Source organism: Rahnella bonaserana (assembly GCF_019049675.1).
GTDB classification, from domain to species: domain Bacteria; phylum Pseudomonadota; class Gammaproteobacteria; order Enterobacterales; family Enterobacteriaceae; genus Rahnella; species Rahnella bonaserana.
In genome coordinates, this window is the sequence record NZ_JAFMOW010000068.1 from 467317 (window position 1) to 491526 (window position 24210).

Below are 24210 nucleotides of genomic sequence, written 5' to 3' on the forward strand. Positions count from 1 at the left end.
CGTCTCATGTGTCTGGATCCCCTGCCGAAAGGTGGGGGATTTTCGTTTAAGTTCTTCCTTTCTTCACATTAATGGCTCAGGCATGATGGCGTGAACGTTTAACGACATCCTCCGACGACAGAGAGCCGCTATGACCGATTTCGCCACACCCAATCTTCCTTCACGAAGCTTCAGCGCGACACAAGATTTCTATGGCAGTTTTGGCTTCACCACGACCTATGTCGATGACGGCTGGCTGATCATGACCCGCGGAACCCTGACGCTGGAATTCTTCCTGCACACAGATCTTGATCCGCAGACAAGCTGGTTCAGCTGCTGTATACGCGTCGATGATGCCGATGCCATGTTCGCTGCCTTTACGGCCGCAGGTATCGGCGAAGATCCCCATTCACGTCCCTGCGTCCATCTGCCTCAAACTCATCCGGACGGGATGAAGATGGGAGTGATGATTGATATCGATGGCACGCTGGTGCGGGTGATTGAGAATGATAAATAAGCAATAGCATCTGTCTTTATGCTCTTCATCTCGTGCTAAATCTTCGTTATGTTATTGATGTGACGACCATTAAGGAGATGAAGACATGATTGTAAGAACCTGGCACGGATGTGTGCCCGCAAAACACGCAGAAGGATTTGCTGAACATCTGCAAATGACCGGAGTACAACATTCTCAGGGTATCGAAGGCAATTTGGGCGCTTTGATTAAAAGAGTTTCACAAGGCAATTGGGAGCATTTTTTCCTGGCAACCTACTGGCAGGACATCGACGCGGTGAAAGCGTTTGCTGGTGAAGACTATCATGTTGCCCTGACCTATCAGGACGATGAACAGTTTGAACTGCTGTCCGACCCTTATGTGTTTCAGCATGAGGTTGAGCAAGTGGTGGGGTTGTAGACGGTTGTTCATAAAGCAGAAAAGAAAAAACCCGGCAATCTTGAACCTAACGAGGCGGGATTGACGGGCTCTCCAAATTTGGGGACTTCAAAGAAAAGCAGTGGCACTAATTAAGACTACTGCTCACTTTAAAAGTTCGTTCTATGTGGCAAAAATTTAAAAAAATTATTGATTTTTTTTTGACACATTACAGTTCAACGAGTTACGTCATGCCCCTGGCCAGATGATAACGATCAATGTACCGGCGAGTGTCAGTAATACGTTAGCAATGGCGTAAGTTCCTGCGTAGCCCAGTGCCGGAATGTTACTGCGTGCGGTATCACTGATGATTTCCATCGCAGGGGCGCAGGTTCGTGCGCCCATGATGGCGCCGAACAACAGCGCGCGGTTCATGCGCAAGACATACGCCCCGAAGAGAAAGCAGATCACTACCGGCACCAGGCTGACGATCAGGCCGGAAAGCAACATCTGGCCGCCAACCGCGCCTAGGCCGTTATTGATACCTGCCCCGGCACTCAGGCCGACGCCCGCCATAAACACCATCAGGCCAAACTCTTTCACCATATTCAGCGCACCCTGCGGGATATAGCCGAAAGTAGGGTGGTTGGCCCGCAGGAAGCCCAGCATGATACCGGCGAACAGCAGGCCTGCCGCATTGCCGATACCAAAGCTGAAGTTTTTAAACTGGAAGGTGATAAGACCAATCATCAGGCCGACGATAAAGAAGGCGCAGAAAGCCAGCAAATCGGTGAGCTGGCTGTGTACGGAGATAAAACCGATACGCTCTGCCACGCTTTTCACGCGTTTTGCATCGCCGCTAACCTGCAAAACATCACCTTTATTGAGTACGATGCTGTCGTCGATCGGCATTTCAATCTGGCTGCGGATCACGCGGTTCAGGAAACAGCCCTGATCGGTCAGGTTCAGCTGACTCAGACGTTTACCGACGGCGTGGTTGTTTTTGACCACCACTTCTTCGGTCACAATGCGCATGTCGAGCAGGTCGCGGTCAAACACTTCCTTACCGTTTCGGAAACTCGGATCCAGGCGCGAATGCGCATCCGGATAACCCACCAGTGAGATTTCATCGCCGACCTGTAATACCGCGTCGCCGTCTGGTGTCGCCAGAATGCCATTACGTCTGATACGTTCGATATAACATCCGGTCTGACGATAAATACCCAGTTCGCGCAGGTTTTTGCCATCCGCCCAGGCCACCAGCTCCTGTCCGACGCGATAGGCGCGGATCACCGGAAGATAGACTTTACGTTTACTGTCAGTATCCAGCCCGCGTTCGCGCGCAATTTGCTGGGCGCTGGTCGGTAAATCCTGATGTTGTAGTTTCGGCAGATAGCGCGCGCCGAAAATCAGGCTGACCAGTCCGATAAGATAAGTCAGGGCGTAACCGAGACTCAGATTATCCAGCTCAGAACCGAGAAGATTATTACCGCCCATGGTGTTGCGCAGCGTATCCCCCGCGCCGACCAGAACCGGCGTTGAGGTCATGGAACCGGCGAGCATACCGGCGGTAAGGCCGATGTCCCAGCCGAACAAGCGCCCCAGTCCGAGAGCCAGTAACATGGCGCTGCCGACCATCACCAGTGCAAGCATGAAATAATTTTTGCCGTCGCGGAAGAAAATCGAAAAAAAGTTCGGTCCGGCTTCCACACCGACACAGAAAATAAACAGCATAAAGCCGAGGTTCAGGGCTTCGGTATTAATGCTGAAATGCTGCTGACCCAAAAGCAGCGAAACCACTAATACGCCAATAGAATTTCCGAGCTGGACAGAACCCAGACGAATTTTTCCGAGACACAAACCGAGTGCCAGAACCACAAATAATAACAGGATGTAATTCCCGTTTAACAAACTAGCGACGTTTATATTCACAAGGATAACTTATTGTTTACCAACAAATTCTTGATATAGGAGAATGTAAAGGATAAATTCAGAAACGGAAAATTCCTACTCCGGCTGGCACTGTCTGAACAGCCCGGTGAAGTGGAAATTGGGTTTCGGGCGTCATTTTAGTCACAGAACGCCAGTTCAGCCAGAGAAATGCCCGTATAAATGTTCCGAAAGCTTTTTTTGTGTTTCGCGGGATTGCGTGACACTTCAGGGAAATGAGCCAGAAGGCTCTGACAGGTAAGAACGTACACATTTATGCTGCAGATAACCTGTGAAATCTCGCCAACTTTAAGGAGGAAGTAAAATGGCAATTTGGCGAAAAGTGGTCGCGCCCTTAATTTGTTGCATAATATTCTTAATTATATTTCTCTTATTAAAGAATAGTTGGATTATTGTTAGAAATGTAGCGCCGGGCCCGGAATATGGCCTGCTATTATTTTTAGTCCCCGGCATGGTAACGTCACTGATTTCCCGCGACTCGGCGATATTTTCGTCCTTTGTCGGAGGGTTGGTGTCCATACCTGTCTGTTTCTTATTACGCATGGCCTTTTATCCGCGCGTTCGTCCGCTTGTTCAGGAACTGGCTTATGCCACCAGCGCGATATTTTGGTGTGTTTTAGGAGCCATGCTCGTACAACTGCTGGTCATTGCTTACCGGCAGTTCCGGCAACACTGACAGGTGATGATGTTGAAGCCATAAAAAAGGCGCTCATTGAGCGCCTTTCTGCTGTGTGTATGTCTTTATTTTTATGCGGATCAGTTGCTGAACAGCGCCAGATGCTCTTTCGCATAGGCTTCAAAATCAGTGCAACCGCCGATGTGTTTCTGATCCAGGAAAATCTGAGGAACCGTTTCAACCGGTTTGCCTACGGTTTTTTCCAGGTCGGCTTTGGTGATGCCTTCCGCGTGGATGTCGATGTAACGGAAGTTGAAATCATCACGTTCTTCAGTCAGTTTTTCAGCCAACTCTTTAGCACGAACGCAATAAGGACAGCCAGGACGCCCGAAAATTACTGCAAACATGGAGACTCCTTTGTTAATACCAGCAAGATAAAATGAAAGGGGAGTGATTTTTTTGTAATCCACATCACCTTTTTGATGTCGCTACTATGCCTGTTGCAAACCATAAAAAAAAGCAGGAATTACCTGTCAGTCCGATACCTTTGACCTATCCAAATGAACCTGCAACTGTTTTTGGCTGCCACACATTGTTGCACCAATTGATGCCGCAAACCTTGCAAACGGTGCTCACTGCATGAATGATTGGCACAGATTTCTACTTACTTATAACGCTCAGGAATTTTTTAATGACGCCGACTATCGATCTTTTGCGCTCACATCGCTCCATCCGTGCTTTTACCGACCAACCGGTATCGGATGAGCAACGCGAAGCTATTATTTCCGCGGCCCAGTCCGCGTCGACTTCCAGCTTTCTGCAATGCTCGTCGATTATCCGCGTTACCGATCCTTCGCTTCGTGAGACGTTAGTCCAGTACACTGGCGGCCAGAAATATGTCGCCAGTGCGGCAGAGTTTTGGGTCTTCTGCGCCGATTTCAACCGTAATTTGCAAATTAATCCTGAGGCAGAACTCGGGCTGGCCGAGCAGTTGCTGCTGGGTTGCGTGGATACCGCACTGATGGCACAAAATGCCATGACGGCGGCAGAATCGCTCGGTCTGGGTGGCGTATTTATTGGCGGGATCCGTAATCAGGTCGAAGATGTTGTCACGCTGCTGAAATTACCAAAATTTGTCATGCCGCTGTTTGGTTTTTGCATCGGTACGCCAGCGCAGGATCATCAGGTGAAGCCACGTATGCCACAGTCTATGCTGGTTCACGAAAACAGTTATCAGCCATTGGATAAAGCGGTACTGGCAGAGTACGACGAACAATTAAGCGAGTATTATCTGCAACGGGACAGCAATGCGCGTCGCGATACCTGGAGCGACCTGATTATGCGCACGCTGAAAAAGGAACAGCGTCCGTTTATGCTGGACGCGTTGCATAAGCAAGGTTGGGCAAAACGCTAAAACGGCGACGGAGTGTCGGATGAAAATTGCAATTCTTTCCCGTGACGGGTCTTTGTATTCGTGTAAACGTCTGAAGGAAGCAGCGGGATCCCGCGGGCATGAGATAGACATTATTGACCCGCTTTCCTGCTATATGAATATTAATCCGGCCGCGCCCAGTGTGCATTATCGCGGACGTCAGCTCGATATTTACCACGCGGTGATCCCGCGTATCGGTTCTGCGATCACTTTTTATGGCACCGCGGTTTTACGCCAGTTTGAAATGCTGGGCAGTTTTCCGCTTAATGAATCGGTGGCGATTACCCGTGCGCGGGATAAATTGCGCTCTATGCAGATTCTGGCCCGCGAAGGTATCGATTTGCCGATTACCGGTTTTGCCAATGCTCCGGATGATACGTCGGATTTGATTGCGCTGGTCGGTGGTGCGCCGCTGGTGGTTAAACTGGTGGAAGGCACGCAGGGCATCGGCGTGGTGCTGGCGGAAACCCGTCAGGCGGCGGAAAGCGTGATTGACGCATTTCGTGGCCTGAACGCGCATATTCTGGTGCAGGAATATATCAGCGAAGCGCAGGGGCGCGATATCCGCTGTCTGGTTGTGGGGAAGAAAGTGGTGGCGGCGATTGAGCGTCAGGCCAAACCGGGTGATTTTCGATCTAACCTTCATCGCGGCGGCACGGCGACCCATGTAAAAATTACGTCACAAGAGAAAGAAATTGCAGTAAAAGCTGCACTGACGCTCGGGCTCGACGTCGCCGGTGTGGATATTCTGCGGGCACACCGGGGTCCGCTGGTGATGGAGGTCAATGCGTCGCCAGGGCTGGAAGGTATCGAAACGACGACCGGGCTGGATATCGCCGGTATGATGATTGATTACATCGAGCAGCGGGCACGTCCCGGATTTCGTCTGAAATCCGGCGGCTAATTCTTATTTAGCCGCGCTAATGTCCATCAATCCGGTATTGATTGTAGCGCTTACCGGCATTATTCCGTAAGCTATGACCCCTTCGTAATGCCGATAGCGTTACGAAGGGTTTGTTTTTTCCGTTGTGTTGAACTCGTGAGGCATTCTATGGATTCGCTCATCGTCCCTGATTTAGCGCAGCTCCGGCGCTGGCTGGATCAGCTGGGCATCTCTTTTTTCGAGTGTGATTCCTGTCAGGCTCTCCATCTGCCGCATATGCAGAATTTTGATGGCATTTTTGATGCCAAACTCGATATCGTAGACAACGTTATTTTGTTCTCTGCGCTGGCCGAAGTAAAACCGACGGCGCTCATCCCGCTGGTCGCTGACCTGAGCTCAATTAATGCCAGCTCGCTGACCATCAAAGCGTTTGTCGATATTCAGGATGATAATCTGCCGAAACTGATTGTCTGCCAGTCGCTGACTATTGCGGTCGGCGTGACCGAAGAGCAGTTTGCTTTCTTCCTGCAACAGGCAGAAGAGCAGATGTCGATGATTATTCTCGAAGCGCACGCCAATGACCTGCTGTTCCTGGGTGATGAAGAAGAAGGTACGCCGGTCACTTCCGTGAATTTACCTTTGCTGCACTGATTTTTGTGTCATCTGCCATTTCCCTGATGGCGGTTATTTCTGTAACGACATTTTCCCCTGTGAAGATCCTTTTCTGCGAGCCGTGTTTATTGCGGCTCCGCTGCCTTTATTCGCTTTCGCCATAAGTTATGCTGGCAGGGTGCCATTGTTGCCAGATATTTCACTTTGTTAAAAGGCAAAATGCCAGACGGTATAGACTAAATCTGCATAATTAATCGATAAACGCCGGTTTTGCTTCAGGAGGCTGGTGCGCGGGTGTTGCAGGCGCTATGCTTCTGACTCTGCATCACGCGTGATTACGTCGTAAAACCAAACGGTTAATTCGCAGGCAGCGTATGCGTCAACGTTGAATGCCTATGCACATTCGTGGACGGCAGTTGGCTTTAGTGTGAAAGGTTTTGTATCCGTTCCAGTGATACAAATTCAATTTTATATTCCCCTGTCTTGGAGGTAGTAACGGATGTTCACCCTGCGTAAAAAGTGGTTATCGGGTGTTGTCGCCGGCCTGGTTATGGCTGCGTCCGTCACAGCGTCTGCGGAAGAAAAAACGCTGCACATCTATAACTGGTCCGATTATATCGCGCCAAATACCGTGCCTGATTTCCAGAAGGAAACCGGCATTAAAGTGGTTTACGACGTGTTTGATTCCAACGAAGTGCTGGAAGGCAAACTCATGGCAGGCAGCACCGGTTTCGATCTGGTGGTGCCATCGGCCAGTTTCCTTGAGCGTCAGCTGGCGGCAGGCGTCTTCCAGCCACTCGACAAGAGCAAACTGCCTAATTACAAAAATATGGATCCTGATCTGCTGAAGATGGTGGCGCAGCACGATCCGGGCAACAAATACGCAATTCCTTATCTTTGGGCGACCACCGGAATCGGCTATAACGTCGATAAAGTGAAAGCGGTTCTGGGGAAAGATGCGCCGGTCGACAGCTGGGATTTAGTCCTCAAACCTGAAAACTTAGAGAAACTGAAAAGCTGCGGTGTTTCCTTCCTTGATGCACCGGCGGAAATTTACGCCACAGTGCTCAACTACCTGCATCTGGATCCGAACAGTACCAAAGCGTCCGATTACACCGGTGCGGCCAACGATCTGCTGCTGAAACTGCGTCCTAACATTCGTTATTTCCACTCTTCCCAGTACATCAACGATCTGGCGAATGGCGATATCTGCGTAGCTATCGGCTGGGCAGGGGATGTGATGCAGGCGTCTAACCGCGCGAAAGAAGCGAAAAATGGCGTAAACGTGGCGTACAGCATTCCGAAAGAAGGGGCACTGGCCTTCTTCGACGTATTTGCTATTCCTGCGGATGCCAAAAATCTCGATGAAGCCTATCAGTTCCTGAACTACCTGATGGAACCAAAAGTTATCGCGCAAATCAGTAACACCGTTTACTACGCCAGCGGCAACAAAGCTGCGACGCCACTGGTGAACGAAGACGTGCGTAACAACCCGGGCATTTATCCACCGGCAGACGTTCAGGCGAAGCTTTTCACCCTGAAAGTTCAGGATCCGAAGATCGACCGTGTGATCACAAGATCATGGACCAAGGTTAAAACCGGCAAATAAACCCGTCATACTTCAAGCTACAGATGCGTTGGCTGCGTTCGCTCACCCGAATCACTTACTTGTGTAAGCTCATCGGGATTCGCTCACTTGCCGCCTTCCTGTAACTCGAATTATTTAGGGTTCAATCGTAAGCGGCTCCGCAGAATCATGGCGGGGCCGCTGACGTTTTGCTTCCGGCTGTATTTTGGGCATACACATCAGGCACTTTTCCCCCTGACTGTTATGCTTATTTGAATTGCTTCATTTTGATACCGGAGATTTCTCTGAGTGAACGACGCTATCCCCCGCCCGCAGCCTAAGTCCCAGAAGGGTTTCACGCCTTTGCTGGAAATCCGTAATCTGACCAAATCTTTTGATGGCCAGGCCGCCGTTGATGACGTGAGCCTGACCATTTATAAAGGCGAGATTTTCGCACTGCTCGGCGCGTCCGGCTGTGGGAAATCGACCCTGTTGCGTATGCTGGCCGGTTTCGAGCAGCCTACGCAGGGCCAAATCGTCCTGGATGGCGTAGATCTTTCGCAGGTGCCGCCGTATCAGCGTCCGATCAACATGATGTTTCAGTCTTACGCCTTGTTCCCGCACATGACGGTCGAGCAAAATATCGCGTTCGGCCTCAAGCAGGACAAACTGCCGTCGGCAGAAATCAAAAGCCGCGTAGCAGAAATGCTGACGCTGGTTCACATGCAGGAATTCGCTAAACGTAAGCCGCATCAGCTTTCCGGCGGACAGCGTCAGCGTGTGGCGTTAGCCCGCAGTCTGGCAAAACGGCCAAAATTATTGCTGCTCGACGAACCGATGGGCGCGCTGGATAAAAAGCTGCGTGACCGCATGCAACTGGAAGTGGTGGATATTCTTGAGCGCGTTGGCGCGACCTGCGTCATGGTTACGCACGATCAGGAAGAAGCGATGACCATGGCCGGGCGTATTGCCATCATGAACCGCGGTAAGTTCGTGCAAATTGGCGAGCCGGAAGAAATTTACGAGCATCCGACCAGCCGCTTCAGCGCCGAATTTATCGGCTCTGTAAATGTTTTCGAGGGCGTGCTGAAAGAGCGTCTGGATGATGCGCTGGTACTGACGTCGCCGGGGCTTAAACACCCGCTGAAAGTGGATCCGGATGTCTCCGTGGTCGACGGTGTGCCGGTGTTTGTCGCACTACGTCCGGAAAAAATCATGTTGTGCGAGGAGGTGCCGGAAGACGGTTGCAACTTTGCGGTCGGTGAAGTGGTAAACATCGCTTATCTCGGCGACCTGTCGATTTACCACGTCCGGCTGCACAGCGGGCAGATGATCACCGCGCAATTGCAGAACGGTCATCGTTTCCGCAAAGGCATGCCAACCTGGGGCGACGAAGTGCGCCTGTGCTGGGAAGCCGACAGCTGTGTCGTGCTGACTGTTTAAGGGGGATGAAAATGTCTGTAATCTCCGAAGCGCCGGCCAGTAAACCTCCGGGCGGATTTAAAGCGTTCACCGGTCGTCTGCAACAACGCCATGGCCGCAAACTGGTTATCTTGCTGCCGCTGGTCTGGTTCCTGCTGCTGTTTTTGCTGCCATTCCTGATTGTTTTCAAAATCAGTTTTGCAGAAATGGCGCGGGCTATTCCTCCCTACACCGATCTGGTCACCTGGTCAGACGGCATGCTGGATATCGCGCTTAACATCGCCAACTACATCGGTCTGACGCAGGACCCGCTGTACATCGATGCCTATCTGCAATCCCTGCAAGTGGCGGCGATTTCCACGTTGTTTTGTCTGCTGATCGGTTATCCGCTGGCGTGGGCGGTGGCGCACAGCCGTACCTCGACGCGTAATATTCTGTTGTTGCTGGTGATCCTCCCGTCGTGGACATCGTTCCTGATCCGCGTCTATGCCTGGATTGGGATCCTCAAAGATAACGGCGTGCTGAATAACGTGCTGCTCTGGTTGCATGTTATCGATCAGCCGCTGGTGATTCTGCACACTAATCTGGCGGTCTATATCGGCATTGTGTATTCGTATCTGCCGTTTATGGTGTTGCCGATTTATACCGCGCTGACCCGCATGGATTACTCGCTGGTGGAAGCGGCGCAGGATCTGGGTGCTCGTCCGATGAAAACTTTCTTCAAAGTGATTATGCCGCTGACCAAAGGCGGGATTATTGCCGGTTCCATGCTGGTCTTCATTCCGGCGGTAGGGGAGTACGTGATCCCGGAACTGCTCGGCGGCCCGGACAGCAATATGATTGGTCGTGTTCTGTGGCAGGAATTTTTCAATAACCGCGACTGGCCGGTGGCTTCAGCCGTGGCAGTGGTCATGCTGTTACTGCTGATCATGCCCATCCTGTGGTTCCAGAAATACCAAAACAAAGAGCTGGGAGACAAAGAATGAATCAGTTACCGGTTGTCCGTTCGCCGTGGCGAATTCTTATTCTGGTGCTCGGCTTTACGTTTTTGTATGCCCCGATGCTGATGCTGGTTATTTACTCGTTTAACAGCTCCAAGCTGGTAACGGTCTGGGCGGGTTGGTCTACCCGCTGGTATACTCAGCTTTTTCACGATTCCGCGATGATAAGTGCGGTCGGGACCAGTCTGACCATTGCCACCGCGGCTGCCACCATGGCGGTGATTGTCGGCACACTGGCAGCGGTAGTGATGGTGCGTTTTCAGCGGTTTCGTGGTTCAACCGGTTTTGCCTTTATGCTGACCGCGCCGCTGGTCATGCCCGATGTCATTACCGGTCTGGCATTACTGCTGCTGTTTGTGGCGATGGGGCATGCTTTTGGCTGGCCTGCGGAGCGCGGCATGTTCACCATCTGGCTGGCGCACGTGACGTTTTGTAGCGCGTACGTTGCCGTGGTGGTCTCTGCGCGTTTACGTGAACTGGACCGGTCGATTGAAGAAGCGGCAATGGATTTGGGTGCAGCGCCGCTGAAAGTGTTCTTTATTATCACGCTGCCGATGATTTTACCGGCGCTGATTTCCGGCTGGCTGCTGGCGTTTACGTTGTCGCTCGACGATCTGGTTATTGCCAGTTTTGTCGCCGGACCGGGTTCGACCACGTTACCGATGCTGGTCTTTGCCAGCGTACGTATGGGCGTCAACCCTGAAATAAACGCGCTGGCGACGTTGATCCTGCTGGTGGTTGGCATCATCGGCATGATTGCCTGGTGGTTTATGGCGCGTGCCGAGAAACAACGGCGTAAAGAAATACAGCGCGCTCAACGAGCTTAAATTTTAAGATAATTTTCAGGGCGGATGTATTCCGCCCTGAACGTAAATGGAGAGCCCAAACGGATTTATGAAACTGGCATTTATCCCTGTTCCCGTGATGATAGGTGCGTCGGCAATTGTCGCGACGCGCTTACTCGAATTCATATTACTGTTCGACGCGATGGGCTTTTCAGGGCTGATGAGTTTTATCGAAGTCAGTGCAGAGTCCTGGCTGAACTGTTTCATCATGCTGGCCAGCTTGCTGATTATTCTGGTCGAATGTCGTGCTGCCTATGCCATGATGCGCGGCCGCCGCTGGGGGCGCCGGGCGTTTATCGGTTGTCAGGTGATTGTGGTCGGTTACATGCTGCTGGCGTCATTTGACTGGTTCGGACCACGCATCTTTCGCTTTAACGTCGAAACCCAGGGCGAATTTCTCTACGCGCTGCTGATGCAAAAAATCCCCGATATCGTGGTGCTTTTCCTGTTGTATGCGCCTGCCAGCAGCCGCAGATATTTCTCGCGTAAAAAGGCGAACGAGAAAAGCAGCTCGTCACAAATAGCCAAAGCGTAAGTGAGCCTTTCCCGTCGCGCAGTGGTAAACTGCGCGCCAGTTTTTTTCGCATAATCTGACCGGACTTTTTCATGCATTGCGCACTTTACACCGCAGGAACCTGCCGTTCCTGCCAGTGGCTCGACAAACCTTATTCACAACAGTTAACCGACAAGCAGCAGGATCTCAGTGATTTGCTGTCAGATTTGCCGGTGGGTGAATGGTGTGAACCGGTCACCGGCGCGGAAAGTGCCTTTCGTAATAAAGCCAAAATGGTGGTCAGCGGCAGCGTTGAACGTCCTTTACTGGGGATGTTGCACCGCGACGGTACGCCGGTCGATCTGTGCGAATGTCCGCTGTATCCGGCCAGTTTTCCCGCGGTATTTTCTGTCCTCAAAACCTTTATTGCACGCGCCGGACTTACGCCTTATAACGTCGCGCGTAAACGTGGTGAGCTCAAATTCCTGTTACTGACCGAAAGCCAGAAAGACGGCGGCATGATGCTGCGTTTCGTATTGCGTTCGGAAACCAAACTGGCGCAACTGCACGCCGCGCTGCCGTGGCTGCAACAACAGTTGCCGCAGCTCAGGGTGATTTCCGCCAACATCCAGCCGGTACATATGGCGATCCTCGAAGGCGATACCGAAATTCCGCTGACGGACGTACAGCGTCTGGAAGAGGAGTTTAACCATGTGCCGCTGTTTATCCGTCCGCAGAGTTTCTTCCAGACCAACCCGGTGGTGGCTGAAAAACTCTATGCCACGGCGCGTGACTGGGTGAGGGCGCGGGGTGATATTCAAAGCATGTGGGATTTGTTCTGCGGCGTGGGCGGTTTTGGTCTGCACTGCGCAACGCCGCAGATGAAACTGACCGGTATCGAAATCAGCGCCGAAGCTATTTCCTGTGCAAAAGAATCAGCGGCACGTCTTGGCCTGCAAAATGTTGAATTTCAGGCGCTGGATTCTACCGGTTTTGCGACCGGCAAAGGCGAGGTGCCGGATCTGGTGCTGGTGAATCCGCCACGTCGCGGCATCGGCAAAGCGTTGTGTGAGTACCTGAGCCACATGGCGCCCGACACTATTCTCTATTCCAGCTGTAACGCAAAAACCATGGCACAGGATCTGGCGTTACTGCCGGATTATCACATTCTGCGCGTCCAGCTTTTCGATATGTTCCCGCATACCGCGCATTACGAAGTAATGGCGCTGCTGACCCGTCGTTAAGATGCTTAATCCATCGCCAGCTGATTCATAATCAGCACGATCTTATCCAGGATCTCACTGAACAGATGCTCGCTGAACGGGGCGAGCATCGGCATCATCAGCCCGATAGCCAGAATACCGATACTGAGGGTCAGCGGGAAACCGATAACGAAAACGGAAAGCTGTGGCGTGACGCGGTTTAACAGGCCGAGCGCCATGTTCAGTGTCAGCAATAATGTCACGATCGGTAATGCCAGCATCATGCCGCCGCTGAACACGATACTGCCGGCTTTGGCGACAGCCATAAACCCTTCTGCATTGACCGGATTATGGCTGATGGGCAGGGTATGGAAGCTGTCGGCCAGCAGCGAAATCAGCCACAGATGCGCGTTAAACGTCAGGAACAACAGCACCGCCAGCAGGTTTAAAAACTGCGCCAGCAGCGGGGTGTTCAGGCGGTTGCTCGGGTCATAAAACGTGGCAAAAGAAATCCCCATCTGCAAACCCATAATCTCACCCGCCATACGAATAGCCGCAAACGCCAGCTGCATGGTGATGCCTAACGCCGTGCCAATCATGATTTGCTGCATCGCCAGCCACAGCGCAGGCGTGGAAAATATCGGCGTGTCCACCGGTGGCAGAGAGGGGGCAATCAGGAAGGTAATCATCATCCCCAGACCGAGTTTTACCCGGTTTGGGACTGACTTTTCACTGGTGATCGGCGCAGTGCTGATCAGCGCCAGAATTCGCAGCAGAGGCCAGAAATACATGCTCAGCCATCCGGCGAGCTGGGTGCTGTCGAAGGAAACCATAGATTACCCGATGATATACGGCAGGTTGGAAAACAACGTGCGCATGTAATCGAGCAGCAGATTCAGCATCCACGGACCGGCGATAACAATAGTCGCCACCACGGCCAGAATTTTAGGGATGAAAGACAGCGTTTGTTCGTTGATCTGCGTCGCTGCCTGCAACAGGCTGACAATAAGTCCGGTCACCAGCGCCGCCAGCAACAAAGGCGCAGCAACGGCTAATGCCACTTTCATCGCCTCATTGCCTAATGCCATTACCGATTCAGGAGTCATAAGATTCTCGTAAAATGCGAACCTGCCTGGGCTAGCTCACTTGCCATTTTGTCCTCCGGCAGTGCTCGCACTCCTCACGTACTTATGTACGCTGCGGGTGCTCCGCGCTGGCGGCGAACAAACTGGCTGCGACGCTGACGCCCATTAAATTTTGCGTTTTGAATTAACTGTAAAAACTCTGCGCCAGTGATCCGAGCAGCAGTTGCCAGCCATCGACCAGTACGAACAGCATCAGCTTGAACGGCAGCGAGATGGTGGCCGGTGGCACCATCATCATCCCGAGAGCCATCAGCACGCTGGCAACCACCAGATCGATAATCATGAACGGAATGAAAACGGTGAAGCCAATCTGGAACGCCGTTTTCAGTTCGCTGGTCACGTAGGCCGGCAGCAAAATACGCATCGGCACCGCTTCCGGACCGGCCAGCGGAGGGATGTTAGCCAGTCGTGCATACAGCGCAAGGTCGCTTTCACGGGTCTGGCGCAGCATAAACTGGCGTAAAGGCTGAGCGCCTTTGTCCATCGCTTCCTGCATGGTGATTTTGTTTTCTGTAAACGGCTGATAGGCATCGCTGTAAATTTTGTCGAATACCGGCGCCATGACGAAAAAGGTCAGAAACAGACCCAGTCCCAGCAATACCTGGTTCGGTGGCGCAGAGGGCGTACCCAGCGCATTTCGCAGCAGGCCAAGCACGATAATGATTCGGGTGAAACTGGTACACATCAGCAACATTGCCGGTAACAGCGTCAGCGTGGTGATAAACACCAGCGTCTGGATCGGCAGTGACCAGTTTTGTGCGCCGTTGGACATCTGCTGGCTGATGATCCCGGGCAGTTGCGCGAACGCCGCCGGGCTGATTAACAGCAGCAGCGGCAGGGAAAAGGTAAGAGGGGATTTCATTATTTTCTTCACGACGGACAGAGTCATGCCTGCTTTCCCGGACGTTTCAACATTTTCTGCATCAGCTGACGGAAATCAGCGGGCGCGTTATTGGGATTGCCTGAATCCGGCGTCTGTTCAACCGGCGGCGCGCTCAGGGTATGCAGCGGGGTGATGTTTTGCGCAGTCACACCCAGCACCAGCCAGGTATTATCCACTTCAACAATCACCACTTTTTCGCTGCGGCCGACCTGCACGCTGGCAGTCACTTTCAGCAGCTTGTTATTTTTAGACTGTGGCGCGAAACCGGCGCGCTTCACCACCCAGCCGATAAACAGGATCAGCAACAGAATGCCGCCAAGCACGGAACTGACCTGCGTCAGCACCGAACCGGCGGGCATTGCCTGAGGCGTTGCCTGCGCGGTGGCATGGTTTACCGGGCCGGAAATGTACGGTGAATCCGTCGCGGTATTCTGGCTCATCAGCGGCTCAGACGACGCATACGTTCGGATGGCGTGATGATGTCGGTGATGCGTACGCCGTATTTATCGGCGACGACAACCACTTCACCCTGCGCAATCAGATAGCCGTTGATCAGGATATCCAGCGGCTCACCGGCCAGACCGTCGAGGGCCACCACGGAACCCTGCGAAAGGCGCAGCAGTTCTTTGATGGTCATTTTGGTACGACCTAATTCCACGGTCAGTTTCACCGGAATATCGAGGATCATGTCGATATCTTGCAAACTGCCGGTTCCGTCCTGGGCACCCAGCGCGGCGAAAACACCGTCAGTTGACGCTTTCGCGCCGCCCGCAGACTGTTGTTCGTTAAACGCATCAGCCCATAAATCGTCAACGTTATCCGATCCGGCGTCAGACGGTTTATTGGTGTCACTCATGGGGCTGTTCCTCATCTAGAGAATTTAAAATTGGGTTGATCAAATGTTCAACGCGCAGGGCGTATTGTTCGTTTAAGGTGCCATATTGGCTGGTCAGCACGGGCACGCCATCGACATGGGCAATCAGACGATCTGGTTTTTCAATCGGCAAAACATCGCCCGGTTGAAGCTTAAGGATCTGCGAAAGGCGCAGCGGAATTTCGACGAAATTCGCCACCAGTTCCAGCTCGGACTGCTGAACCTGAGTGACCAGGTTTTCGCGCCACTGACTTTCTTCATTACGTGAGTTTTCAACCGGCGGATTGGTCAGCAACTCACGCAAAGGTTCGATCATGCTGAACGGAATACAGATGTTGAAATCACCGCTCAGTGCACCGATTTCCACGTGGAACGGCGTCGTTACCACGATGTCGTTCGGTGAAGAGGTGATGTTGGTGAATTTAATCTGCAATTCCGCACGGACATATTCCACGCTCAGCTTGTAAACACCGCTCCAGGCATCTTCGTAGGCATCCAGTGCCAGGGTGAGCATGCGTTTGATGACGCGCTGTTCGGTATGGGTGAACTCGCGTCCTTCGACTTTGGTCGGGAAACGGCCATCGCCGCCGAACAGGTTATCCACCGCGATAAACACCAGGCTTGGCGCAAACACAAACAAAGCCGTGCCGCGCAGAGGTTTCAGGTGGATCAGGTTGAGGTTCGTCGGTACCGGCAGGTTGCGGGCAAACTCGTGGTAAGGCTGAATTTTGATTGGCCCTACGGTGATGTCCGGGCTGCGGCGCAACAGGTTAAACAGCCCCATACGGAAATGACGGGCAAATCGCTCGTTAATGATTTCCAGCGCCTGCAACCGCTCACGAACAACGCGGCGTTGTGTCGTGGGGTCAAAAGGTTTTACACCGTCATCAGACGCGGCGGCCTGTGCGGTTGCCGTATTATCGGGTGCGCTGTCACTGTCACCATTGAGCAGCGCGTCGATCTCGGCCTGTGAAAGAATGCTGTCGCCCATAATTTGTTTATCGCAGTATGAAAGCAGTGAAAAGCACGTCGTTGATCACCTGAGGTGGCTGACCTTTGACCAGTGGCGCATCCAGAACCTGTTTGATGTCCTGAACCAGCTGTTGTTTACCGGCTTCGCTGACTAAATCAGACGTTTTCTGACGTGACAGAAGCAACAACAGGCGGCTGCGGACTTCAGGCAGATATTCATTAAGCGTAGCGCGGTTCTTTTCATCCGGCAGACGCAGGGTCAGGCCGATATACAGCACGCGATCCGGGTCGTTATCCGGCGTTTGCAGGTTAACGGTGAAGGTGTCAAGCGCCAGGAAAATCGGGGCCGCAGGCGGTTCATTCTTTTTGACTTCCGCCGTCTGTGCTCCATTTCCGGACTGTTGTTTGTGCAACATCCACCAGGCGTAACCGGCTGCACCACAGGCTCCGATGGCAATCAGTAACAGCAGAATCATCATTAACGGGCGCTTTTTCTTACGCGACGCCGAGAGAGCAGAGTCAGACATGGATGGGGCGATTTCCTGTAAGTATGAGCAGAGTTGCGAGGGAACCGCGAAGCTGCTGAGTCAATTCTGACAATGATTATCCCGCTTATCCTGTTGTTCAATAGTCAGAATAGGCGGGAAAAATAAGGTCAGCTCTGCCGTTTGAATTAAGTTCGCGCAGGCAGGGCTGAAACATCAGGTAACGATTATGCGAAGATATCCACGCTATTGTTGCCACCGATCCGCTGTGCAATAGAGGCGGGAACCGGCAGGGCGTCGCTGGCAGATGCCGTACCGCCGCCATTAAATGCCGCCCAGCTGGCTGCATTGCCTTGTTGTGAACCGGACTGCCCGCTCTGTTGCTGTGCCTGTTGCCACTGCGAACTGTCGCTGCCGACGCTGCTCTGACCAAGGCTGATACCGTTGTCAGCCAGCGCCGTTTTCAGATCAGGTAACGCGGCTTCAATCGCAGAACGCACGGCGCTGTGGCCGGAAACAAAGTGCAGTTGCGCCTGATTGTTTTCAATCTTCATGCTGATTTGTATCGAACCTAAATCTTCAGGATGCAGGCGAAGTTGGGCGGTTTGTTGTCCCTGACGGTTAAACATCATCACCTGCTGACCGAGTTGCTGCTGCCATTCCGGCGTGCCGAGCTGCGCGTTGAGCAGCGGGGTAGACGGGGCGGTAACGGCTGTGGTTGTCGTCGGTGTGGTGGACACCGGCGCAGAAGAAACGGCAACGGCGGCGGTGTTCAGCTGATTCAGTGACTGTGTGCTGTGATCCAGCGCGCTGTTGTCGTTCTGCTGTAACGCTGCGGCATTGCCGCTGGCGGCGCTCATTGAAGCCAGCGCACTGCTGAAATCAGGCGTATTGGCAGTCGTGGCTTTGCTGGCGGCATGTTGCGATGATGCTGTCGTCGCATTCGCAGCAGCTGCCGCTTTAGGATCGGTATCCGTCACAGCAGTTTTGCCATCACCGGTCAGTAAAGAAGAGGCCGTCAGCCCGGAAAGCAGCGAGGCTTTTTTGTCTGCACTGGTGGCGTCATCGCTGCTGGTTTGCGTTGCCACGGCGCTGGCGGTTTGCACCTGCTGTGCCGGTTGTTGCTGTGCGGCTAACTGTGCGAACAGTGCCTGCAACGGCAGTGTATTAGCATCGTCTTTTTGACTGTCTTTATCTTTATCGCTCAGCCCGGCGTTTTTTACCGCCGATGCATCGCTGCCTTTCAGACTGCCGCTCGGCAATACCTGGATGGCGGCGATCATTTTACTCAAATCACTTTCATCGAGCATCAGGCTGCCGTCGTTCTCGCCGGTGGTGACCGCCTGAGTCAGCGTGGCTTTATCGACGGTTTCACCTTTGGCTGAAATTTGCTGGCCGAGTTTGGCTAACGTGCTGGTCAGTTTAGGGTCGAGTTTCGAACCAAGCTGCGCTTCAAGCTGGCTGGCGAAACCGGCCGGAGAGGTCGCTGTTGCATCACTGATCACTGATGTGTCAGCACCGGAAGCGGTTGCCGTTGAGGAACTGCCGGACGCCGCGCTCGCGGTGGTCTTTGCCGTGTTCACGGCAGCAGGCAAAATATTCAGATTCATGATTGTTTCTTCCTGTGTGCGCTGCGCTGGGCGAACTCATCGTTCTGCTTTTGATCGAGCTTGTTTTCCAGGGAACGCTGTTGCTCACTGGCCCGGGATTGCAACGTTTGGTAGGCATTGAGCCGTTGCTGCTTGTCCTGCCACTGGTTAACGGCGGCGTTGAGCCGCTGATCCCACTGCTGTAATTGTTTGCGGTGCTGGTCAATCGCCACTTCCAGCGTGCCGATAAATTGCTGGTAGTTCTGCCAGGTATTCGCCGCAATCCCGCCGGTCATGGTGGTATTGAGCTTTTCCCGGTACTCACGCTGATAATTGAGCAGCATGGTGAGCTGTTCTTCAGCCTGAAGATGTGACTGCCTGATTTGCCCCAGATGACTGGTGGCCTGATCCAGCGCTTTTTGCGCCAGAGAACAAAGGGTGATCAATGGTGATGCGTTTTCCATCTGATTTACCTTTATCGGTTAAAAAGTTAGCCCGGGAACAACATGTTCAGTTCCAGACAGGCGTCTTCGTAGGTACTGCGTTCCATGATGTCCTGCTGGAGGAAGTTCTCCATTTGCGGATACAGTTTGATCGCGCGGTCGAGCATCGGATCGCTGCCTGCGGCGTAAGCGCCGACGCTGACCAAATCGCGGTTGCGCTGGTAGCTGGACAACAGTTGTTTGAAATTACGCACGCGCCCGTACTGCGCGTCATCAATCAGCGATGTCATGGCGCGGCTGATTGATGCTTCGATATCAATCGCCGGGTAATGTCCCGATTCCGCCAGACGGCGTGATAACACGATGTGCCCGTCAAGGATCGCGCGGGCGGAGTCGGCAATCGGATCCTGCTGGTCGTCGCCTTCGGTCAGTACGGTATAAAATGCGGTGATCGAACCACCGCCGCTGATGCCGTTACCCGCGCGTTCAACCAGCGCAGGCAGTTTGGCAAACACGGAAGGCGGATAGCCTTTGGTGGCCGGCGGTTCACCGATGGCCAGCGCGATTTCACGCTGCGCCATCGCATAACGAGTCAGGGAATCCATGATCAGCAACACGTGCTGACCGCGGTCACGGAAATCTTCGGCGATACGCGTGGCATAGGCCGCACCCTGCATACGCAGGAGAGGTGAAACGTCAGCCGGTGCGGCGATAACCACCGAACGGGCGCGACCTTCATCACCTAAAATGTTTTCGATAAAATCTTTTACTTCACGGCCACGTTCGCCAATCAGCCCGACCACGATCACGTCGGCTTTGGTGTAACGCGCCATCATGCCGAGCAGCACAGATTTACCTACACCCGAACCGGCAAAAAGACCCATACGCTGGCCGCGACCCACGGTGAGCAGGGCGTTAATGGCGCGCACGCCGACGTCGAGAACATCGGTTATCGGTGTACGTTGCAGCGGGTTAAACGGCGGCGTGATCAGTGCGGCACGATAGCCGGTGTCCGGCGGCGGCAAACTATCGAGCGGTTTGGCACTGCCATCCAGTACCCGGCCCAGCAGTTGCGGACCCAGCGGCAATTGTTTGCCTGCACTCTGACCATCCGCGGCGATACGGGCATAAACCCGCGCACCCGGCAAAATTCCTTCGACTTCTTCCAGCGGCATCAGGAACAGACTTTGTCCGTTAAATCCGACCACTTCGCTTTCGACTTCCTGCACCGTTGGCCCGTCGTGACGCTCAATCAGGCATGTCGCGCCGAGCGGTAACTGCAGGCCGGTGGCTTCAAGTACCAGACCCGTTGCCCGCGTCAGGCGACCGTAACGGCGAACCGAAGGCGTGCGGGCCATGCGTTTTTCCGCGTCATCCAGCGTTTTCAGCAGGCGGCTCAGGCGGGCGGTCATCAGAGATCTCCCGGTGCCGCAAGACGGCACAGCTCATGCCAGCGGGTAGCCAGTGACGCGTCCATATCACCATCTTCCGCGCTGACTTTGCAGCCACCGCTGTGGATCTGGCTGTCGGCCAGCAAACGCCAGCCGTTCATGCTCAGGCTGGCGCCAAGTTGTTGCTCTACGCGCTCGAAATCGGCCGGATTTACACGCAGCTGCGGTTTGCCTTTAAACATCGGCTCCTGCTGGATCAGCTGTTGAATCTGATTAAGCAGGGCAGAACCGTCGCAGATCGGCGCCTGACCGATGATTTGTTTCGCGGCGGTCAGCGCCATCTGCATCAGACGCGAGGCGATCACGCTGTCCAGTGCATCCAGCGTTTGCTGGAAATCCGACACCATATGCTGCCAGTGTTCGGTCAGCACGGCTTGCTGTTGCTGACCTTCCTGTAAACCCTGTTGCTGTCCGGCTTCCTGACCTTGCTGGAAACCGGCGGCGTAGCCCTGTTTTTGCCCGGCTTCCAGACCCTGCTGGAAACCCTGCTGTTCAGCGCGACGTTGCAGATTCAGCAATTCATTCTGATCGACCTGAAGTTTGGGCTGTGTGTTGTCCGGTTCCTCTTCGCTGTCAGCCAGCAAAGGTTCATCGGGTTTGCTGAAAACAGGAACTGCAAGGTCGCCCGGTCTCCACGGTTGCCATGGCAATGCATTAATACGTTCGGCATTGCGCTCTTCAGAAGTTTTCTTTTGCGGCGCAGGTTTGTCGGACATCGGGTTATCAGACATAGGAATCCTCGCCGCCGCCAACCATCATTTCGCCGGATTCTGCCAGGCGGCGAACCGTCTGCAGGATGGCTTTCTGTTCGTTCTCGACCAGAGACATACGCATCGGGCCGCGGTTCGCCAGATCGTCTCGCAGGATATCGGCTGCACGCTGGGACATGTTGCGCAGGAACTTGTCGCGCAGCGGCTGTTCCGCCCCTTTCAGTGCCACCAGTAACGATTCGCCTTCGACTTCCTGCAACAGGCGCTGGATACTGCGGTCGTCCACATCCACCAGGTTTTCGAACAGGAACATCTCGTCGATAATTTTCTGTGCCAGTTCGCCGTCGTAACCGCGAACCGCTTCGATAACCGCTTCTTCCTGCTGCGTTTTCATCAGGTTGATGATTTCTGCCGCAGTACGAATACCCCCCATCTTCGAACGTTTGAGGTTCTGGCCGTCGAGCAGGTTGTTCAGCACTTCGGTCAGTTCCGCCAGCGCTGCCGGCTGGACACCGCCGAAGGTGGCGATACGCAGCATGACGTCGTTACGCAGACGCTCGTCGAACAGCGCCAGAATATCCGCCGCCTGACCACGTTTGAGGTGGACAAGGATGGTGGCGATAATCTGCGGATGCTCGTCGCGGATAAGATCGGCCGCCATCAGCGGCTCCATGAAGTTCAGTGTCTCCATGCCGCTGGTGGTTTCGCGCGATTCCAGAATGTCTTCCAGCAAGCTCGAGGCGCGTTCTTCGCCGAGCGCTTTGGTCAGAACGGCACGCAGGTATTCGCTGGTGTTCACACTCAGCGCCGCGTACTGCTCGGATTCGTCTTCAAACTCGTTAAGGACTTCCGCCAGTTGCTTGTTAGAAATCTGATGGATGTTGGCCATCGCGCCACTGATTTGCTGGACTTCACGAGGGGAGAGGTGCTTGAACACCTCCACCGCGCGGTCTTCGCCCAGGGTTATCATCAAAATGGCGCTTTTTTCGGTTCCGGTCATAGTCATGGTTGTTCGGTACTCATCCATTGGCGGATAACCAGGGCGACGATACGAGGATCCTTATCGGCCAGCTCCTGAACACGTTGAGTCTGCACTTCGACGCTGACGCGTTGCTGTGAACGCTTACGTTTCTCCAGCTCGTCGTTGCTGAGTTTGACCGGTTTGCTGCCTTCAGGCTGCGGCAAGGACGCTGCGAGAGCGGCTGCAGCTGCGGCATCTTTTTCTGCCTGCTGTTTGCGCAGCATCGGACGAACCATCTTGCGCCACAGCAGCCAGGCCACAATCAGCACCAGTAACCAGCGACCGGCATTGAGTAACTGATCGAAGAACGCCTGTTGTTTCCAGAACGGCAATTCACCGGTGTCATCTGCCGCTTCATTGAACGGTGTATTCACCACGTTCAGCGTATCGCCGCGTTCCTGCGAGAAGCCCATCGCTTCACGCACCAGATCATCAATTTTCTTCAGCTGATCGTCAGTCAGCGGTTTGGCTTTACCGTCCGTACCGACCTGATAGTTAACGACGACTGCCGCAGACAGACGCTGAACCGCACCGGCGCTGTGCTGGGTATGAGTGATAGTGCGATCCACTTCATAGTTAGTCGTTTCATCACGACGACGGTTAGAAGGACCGGAAGAACTGGTATTGCTGGCAGTGTTCTGCGCGTTATTACCGGCCTGATTCTGTGTGCCGTTGGCATTATTAGCCGCTGGCTGATTGGTCACCGGCGCGGTTGCAGCCGGTGCAGGCTGATTGCTCAGTGCGCCCGGCACGCCACCAACAGCAGAAGCGCCAATCTGATCACTGGTGCTTAACTGACGTGAACGCACCGCCGCTTTATCCGGTGAACCGTTCGGCTGGTAATTCTCATCCGTTTGTTCGCGGCTGGCGTAATCAATCTGCGCGGTGATTTGCGCGTGAACATTACCGTTACCCACCACCGGTTGCAGGATGGATTCGATACGACGTTGCAGGCGGCCTTCCACTTCGTTGGCGTATTTCAGCTGGGAAGCGTTAAGGTCGCGGCCGTTATTGTCGGACTGCGTCAGCAGGTGACCGCTCTGGTCAACGACGGTGACGTTAGCCGGGGGCAATCCTGAAACGCTGCTCGACACCATATAAACGATGGCGTTGATCTGACCGTCATCCAGCGCGCGGCCCGGTTGCAGATTCAGGGTCACGGAAGCTGAAGGATTTTTTTGTTCGCGGACAAACAGGGAAGGCTTAGGAATAGCTAAATGCACACGGGCGCTGGACACCGGACCGAGTGTTTCGATGGTGCGGGAGAGTTCACCTTCCAGCGCGCGTTGGTAGTTGATCTGCTCACTGAACTGACTGATACCAAATTTTTCCTGATCCATCAGTTCAAAACCGACTGCGCCGCCTTTTGGCAAACCGGCAGCCGCCAGTTTCAGACGCGTTTCATACACTTTATCGGCAGGAATAAGCAGCGCGCCGCCATTATCAGAAAACTGATAAGGAATATTCATTTGAGTCAGCTGGGTGACGATGGCGCCGCCATCCTGGTCACCGAGGTTGCTAAACAACACCTTATAAGTAGGCTGTTTGGCCCACAGCATCATAACAACAACAATAGCCACGGCGGCCGCAGCAGCGATGGCGATAGGAATTTTTGGGTTGGCGCGCAGGCGATTAAGCAACGCAGTAAAACCGCTTCGAGGGGTTTCTGCGCCGGCTATTGCGGAACTCATACAAGATCCCTATTTAGCTGTTGGATGGTGGTGTTCATGTTGTCTCTTAACAAAACAGACTCCCAGGTGGCG

At 53.6% G+C, this 24210-nt stretch carries 27 protein-coding genes; 12 read left to right on the plus strand and 15 right to left on the minus strand.

The features are described from left to right. Nucleotides 1-130: 130 nt before the first annotated feature. Together J1778_RS23750 and J1778_RS23755 are read left to right on the plus strand one after the other, a co-directional pair. On the plus strand, nucleotides 131-496 hold the full coding sequence (locus J1778_RS23750) for a bleomycin resistance protein (protein ID WP_217175234.1): 366 nt from the start codon (nucleotides 131-133) through the stop codon (nucleotides 494-496). 85 nt (nucleotides 497-581) lie between these two features. Beyond that, nucleotides 582-893, plus strand: coding sequence for a hypothetical protein (locus J1778_RS23755; RefSeq protein ID WP_217175235.1), 312 nt, complete (start codon nucleotides 582-584; stop codon nucleotides 891-893). Between the two features lie 207 nt (nucleotides 894-1100). Here J1778_RS23755 and J1778_RS23760 read toward each other — a convergent pair whose 3' ends face one another. After that, entirely contained in the window at nucleotides 1101-2783 is a 1683-nt protein-coding gene (locus J1778_RS23760) for an aspartate:alanine antiporter (protein ID WP_217175236.1), read from the minus strand. A 322-nt stretch (nucleotides 2784-3105) separates the two neighbouring features. Between J1778_RS23760 and ybjM the strand changes: the two genes are divergently transcribed. Then, entirely contained in the window at nucleotides 3106-3477 is a 372-nt protein-coding gene (gene ybjM, locus J1778_RS23765) for an inner membrane protein YbjM (RefSeq protein ID WP_217175237.1), read from the plus strand. An 80-nt stretch (nucleotides 3478-3557) separates the two neighbouring features. Here the strand turns inward: ybjM and J1778_RS23770 are convergent, their stop codons facing one another. Next, nucleotides 3558-3824, minus strand: a complete 267-nt coding sequence (locus J1778_RS23770; protein ID WP_013575818.1) for a GrxA family glutaredoxin — start codon at nucleotides 3822-3824, stop codon at nucleotides 3558-3560. 284 nt (nucleotides 3825-4108) lie between these two features. Between J1778_RS23770 and nfsA the strand changes: the two genes are divergently transcribed. From nfsA to rlmC, 9 genes are all read left to right on the plus strand, one after another. After that, a complete protein-coding gene (nfsA, locus tag J1778_RS23775; RefSeq protein ID WP_217175238.1) occupies nucleotides 4109-4831 on the plus strand; it encodes an oxygen-insensitive NADPH nitroreductase in 723 nt (240 codons plus the stop codon). 19 nt (nucleotides 4832-4850) lie between these two features. Next, complete coding sequence (gene rimK / locus J1778_RS23780) at nucleotides 4851-5753, plus strand: 30S ribosomal protein S6--L-glutamate ligase (RefSeq protein WP_217175239.1); 903 nt, start codon at nucleotides 4851-4853, stop codon at nucleotides 5751-5753. 147 nt (nucleotides 5754-5900) lie between these two features. Further along, nucleotides 5901-6383, plus strand: coding sequence for a type III secretion system chaperone family protein (locus tag J1778_RS23785; RefSeq protein WP_217175240.1), 483 nt, complete (start codon nucleotides 5901-5903; stop codon nucleotides 6381-6383). Between the two features lie 460 nt (nucleotides 6384-6843). Next, complete coding sequence (potF, locus tag J1778_RS23790) at nucleotides 6844-7953, plus strand: spermidine/putrescine ABC transporter substrate-binding protein PotF (RefSeq protein ID WP_112289375.1); 1110 nt, start codon at nucleotides 6844-6846, stop codon at nucleotides 7951-7953. 267 nt (nucleotides 7954-8220) lie between these two features. After that, nucleotides 8221-9354, plus strand: coding sequence for a putrescine ABC transporter ATP-binding subunit PotG (gene potG / locus J1778_RS23795; RefSeq protein WP_120163044.1), 1134 nt, complete (start codon nucleotides 8221-8223; stop codon nucleotides 9352-9354). Nucleotides 9355-9365: 11 nt separating this feature from the next. After that, on the plus strand, nucleotides 9366-10319 hold the full coding sequence (gene potH, locus J1778_RS23800) for a putrescine ABC transporter permease PotH (protein WP_217175241.1): 954 nt from the start codon (nucleotides 9366-9368) through the stop codon (nucleotides 10317-10319). After that, nucleotides 10316-11161: a putrescine ABC transporter permease PotI gene (gene potI / locus J1778_RS23805; RefSeq protein WP_112289372.1), complete on the plus strand. Its 846-nt coding sequence runs from the start codon at nucleotides 10316-10318 to the stop codon at nucleotides 11159-11161. The genes potH and potI overlap by 4 nt, the downstream gene beginning before the upstream one ends. A 67-nt stretch (nucleotides 11162-11228) precedes the next feature. After that, nucleotides 11229-11714, plus strand: a complete 486-nt coding sequence (locus J1778_RS23810; RefSeq protein ID WP_217175242.1) for a YbjO family protein — start codon at nucleotides 11229-11231, stop codon at nucleotides 11712-11714. A 71-nt stretch (nucleotides 11715-11785) separates the two neighbouring features. Then, on the plus strand, nucleotides 11786-12916 hold the full coding sequence (rlmC, locus tag J1778_RS23815; RefSeq protein ID WP_217175243.1) for a 23S rRNA (uracil(747)-C(5))-methyltransferase RlmC: 1131 nt from the start codon (nucleotides 11786-11788) through the stop codon (nucleotides 12914-12916). A 5-nt stretch (nucleotides 12917-12921) separates the two neighbouring features. Here the strand turns inward: rlmC and fliR are convergent, their stop codons facing one another. From fliR to fliF, 13 genes are all read right to left on the minus strand, one after another. Then, nucleotides 12922-13707 (minus strand): flagellar biosynthetic protein FliR, encoded by a 786-nt coding sequence (gene fliR, locus J1778_RS23820; protein WP_120163041.1) that lies wholly within the window; start codon nucleotides 13705-13707, stop codon nucleotides 12922-12924. Between the two features lie 3 nt (nucleotides 13708-13710). Next, a complete protein-coding gene (gene fliQ / locus J1778_RS23825; RefSeq protein WP_104922231.1) occupies nucleotides 13711-13980 on the minus strand; it encodes a flagellar biosynthesis protein FliQ in 270 nt (89 codons plus the stop codon). Nucleotides 13981-14143: 163 nt separating this feature from the next. Continuing rightward, complete coding sequence (gene fliP, locus J1778_RS23830) at nucleotides 14144-14881, minus strand: flagellar type III secretion system pore protein FliP (protein WP_217175374.1); 738 nt, start codon at nucleotides 14879-14881, stop codon at nucleotides 14144-14146. A 23-nt stretch (nucleotides 14882-14904) separates the two neighbouring features. Continuing rightward, nucleotides 14905-15261: a flagellar biosynthetic protein FliO gene (gene fliO / locus J1778_RS23835; protein WP_238484887.1), complete on the minus strand. Its 357-nt coding sequence runs from the start codon at nucleotides 15259-15261 to the stop codon at nucleotides 14905-14907. An 80-nt stretch (nucleotides 15262-15341) separates the two neighbouring features. Continuing rightward, nucleotides 15342-15758 (minus strand): flagellar motor switch protein FliN, encoded by a 417-nt coding sequence (fliN, locus tag J1778_RS23840; RefSeq protein WP_112291796.1) that lies wholly within the window; start codon nucleotides 15756-15758, stop codon nucleotides 15342-15344. Then, the gene (gene fliM / locus J1778_RS23845; RefSeq protein ID WP_120163039.1) at nucleotides 15751-16767 is read right to left on the minus strand and encodes a flagellar motor switch protein FliM; all 1017 of its coding nucleotides are present in this window, start codon (nucleotides 16765-16767) and stop codon (nucleotides 15751-15753) included. Before fliM ends, fliN begins: the two co-directional genes overlap by 8 nt. A gap of 7 nt (nucleotides 16768-16774) precedes the next feature. Next, on the minus strand, nucleotides 16775-17275 hold the full coding sequence (gene fliL / locus J1778_RS23850; protein WP_217175245.1) for a flagellar basal body-associated protein FliL: 501 nt from the start codon (nucleotides 17273-17275) through the stop codon (nucleotides 16775-16777). Between the two features lie 185 nt (nucleotides 17276-17460). Continuing rightward, a complete protein-coding gene (locus J1778_RS23855) occupies nucleotides 17461-18843 on the minus strand; it encodes a flagellar hook-length control protein FliK (RefSeq protein ID WP_217175246.1) in 1383 nt (460 codons plus the stop codon). Further along, the gene (gene fliJ / locus J1778_RS23860; protein ID WP_217175247.1) at nucleotides 18840-19286 is read right to left on the minus strand and encodes a flagellar export protein FliJ; all 447 of its coding nucleotides are present in this window, start codon (nucleotides 19284-19286) and stop codon (nucleotides 18840-18842) included. Before fliJ ends, J1778_RS23855 begins: the two co-directional genes overlap by 4 nt. A gap of 26 nt (nucleotides 19287-19312) precedes the next feature. Then, entirely contained in the window at nucleotides 19313-20677 is a 1365-nt protein-coding gene (gene fliI / locus J1778_RS23865; protein ID WP_217175248.1) for a flagellar protein export ATPase FliI, read from the minus strand. Next, nucleotides 20677-21432 (minus strand): flagellar assembly protein FliH, encoded by a 756-nt coding sequence (fliH, locus tag J1778_RS23870; RefSeq protein ID WP_217175375.1) that lies wholly within the window; start codon nucleotides 21430-21432, stop codon nucleotides 20677-20679. The genes fliI and fliH overlap by 1 nt, the downstream gene beginning before the upstream one ends. Nucleotides 21433-21439: 7 nt before the next feature. Next, nucleotides 21440-22432: a flagellar motor switch protein FliG gene (gene fliG, locus J1778_RS23875; RefSeq protein ID WP_112291784.1), complete on the minus strand. Its 993-nt coding sequence runs from the start codon at nucleotides 22430-22432 to the stop codon at nucleotides 21440-21442. After that, nucleotides 22429-24138 (minus strand): flagellar basal-body MS-ring/collar protein FliF, encoded by a 1710-nt coding sequence (gene fliF, locus J1778_RS23880; RefSeq protein WP_217175249.1) that lies wholly within the window; start codon nucleotides 24136-24138, stop codon nucleotides 22429-22431. The genes fliG and fliF overlap by 4 nt, the downstream gene beginning before the upstream one ends. Between the last annotated feature and the right edge of the window lie 72 nt (nucleotides 24139-24210).